This window comes from Sphingomonas sp. 10B4 (genome assembly GCF_035019905.1).
Classification (GTDB): Bacteria; Pseudomonadota; Alphaproteobacteria; order Sphingomonadales; family Sphingomonadaceae; genus Sphingomonas; species Sphingomonas glacialis.
The window spans coordinates 1-278 of sequence record NZ_JASJVC010000284.1; the positions used below are offsets into that span (position 1 = coordinate 1).

General features: G+C 64.4%; 1 protein-coding gene. It reads right to left on the bottom strand.

Features of this window, described 5'->3' with window-relative positions:
• Nucleotides 1–278: hypothetical protein (locus QN347_RS19835; protein WP_323494402.1), on the bottom strand; the 278-nt coding region annotated here is incomplete at both ends.

Genomic DNA, 278 nt, shown 5'->3' on the forward strand with positions numbered 1-278 from the left:
CTGTTGGCGCGGCTGCCAACAGTTGCTCGATGGAAAACGGCAGTGTTGCGAGTTGCTTGACTGCGACCTCTGCGCCGACCGGCAGTGTTGCTTCGGCCGTTTGCGGTTCTGCGGTGCTGCGTTCGCCATCGGCCAGTTGTTCGATACCGGACAGTTCTTCTTGCGCGAGCGGCGCGGCGCGATGCCAGCTTGAGCCTTCCGGCGCGACACTGGCAAAAGTGCCACTGACCGGGCGACTCCAAGTGGCGTCAGCATGCGCGGCGTTCCAGTCGCCGGGT